This window comes from Mesorhizobium sp. WSM4848 (genome assembly GCF_055811375.1).
This window is the reverse complement of the sequence record NZ_JBVVPX010000092.1, coordinates 1-1,327: the sequence shown is the minus strand read 5'-3', so window position 1 is coordinate 1,327 and position 1,327 is coordinate 1. Positions and strand designations below refer to the sequence as shown.

1 protein-coding gene is annotated in these 1,327 nt (G+C 56.2%); it reads left to right on the top strand.

Annotated elements, in window-relative coordinates; genetic code table 11:
• Positions 1 to 23: 23 nt before the first annotated feature.
• A partial coding sequence (gene ectB, locus AC0L16_RS33390) for a diaminobutyrate--2-oxoglutarate transaminase (protein WP_473625779.1) occupies positions 24 to 1,327 on the top strand: 1,304 nt, incomplete at its 3' end.

Below are 1,327 nucleotides of genomic sequence, written 5' to 3'. Positions count from 1 at the left end.
CTATGAACAAGGAGATTGCCACTATGGAGAAGAAATTCGCGCATTCGAACGATGCGAGCATCGCGATATTTGAGCGCCTTGAGTCTGAGGTGCGTGGCTACATCCGGTCATTTCCAATCCTGTTCGATCGCGCGGTTGGCACTACCCTCATAGGTGCAGACGGGCGTGAATATCTGGACTTCTTCGCGGGGGCAGGCGCCCTTAATTACGGACACAACAACCCGGCCTTCAAGCAACCGTTGCTCGATTATATCGAGCGCGACGGCATCGTGCACGGGCTCGACCTCGCGACCAGCGCGAAGAAGGCATTCATCGAGGCCTTTGAGCGGTATATTCTGAAACCACGTGGTCTGATTTACAAACTGCAGTTCACGGGTCCCACGGGTACGAATGCGATCGAGGCGGCGCTGAAGCTGGCGCGCCTAGTAACCGGCAGGGCGAATATCGTCGCATTTACCAATGCGTTCCATGGCGTCAGCGCTGGATCGTTGGCTGCGACCGGGAACAAGAAGTACCGGAGTGCTGCAGGTTTCCCCGTCGCGCACGTGACATTTTTGCCCTACGATGGGTATCTCGGCGCTTCCGTTGACACGCTCGATTACTTCGAAAAGCTGCTGAACGACGCGAGCAGCGGTCTCGACAGACCTGCCGCGGTAATTCTGGAGGCGGTTCAAGGGGAAGGGGGCATCAATCCTGCAAGCTTTAAATGGCTGCAAAGGCTGCGTGACCTGACCGCGAGACATGGGATCCTGATGATCCTCGATGACATCCAGGCAGGTGTCGGCCGCACGGGGCAATTCTTCAGTTTTGAAGCTGCTAAGATCGTTCCTGACATTGTCACTCTGTCAAAGTCCTTGTCGGCAATCGGAACGCCGATGTCGCTCGTTCTTCTGAAGCCTGAACTGGATATTTGGTCGCCTGGTGCGCACAGCGGTACGTTCAGAGGCAACAACCTTGCTTTCGTCACTGCTCGCGCGGCTCTTGAGACCTATTGGGCCGACTCCCAATTCGAGGAGGAAATCGCTCGCAAGTCCGCGATCCTGGTAGAGGAACTCAAGTCAATCGCAAAGGATTTCCCCAGCCTCGAGCTGACTGTACGGGGTCGCGGACTGATGTATGGTCTCGTACCACGAACGCATTATTCATTGGCCGTCCAAATCGCCCAGGAAGCTCTTCGTCGCGGCTTGGTGATCGAGACCTGTGGCGGACGGAGCGAGGTGCTCAAGTTCCTTGTTGCTCTCACCATTACCGAGGCTGATCTGCGTCGTGGTCTGTCAATCGTCCGCGAAAGCATCGGCGCTGTGCAGAGCAGTATGGAGAAAAACCC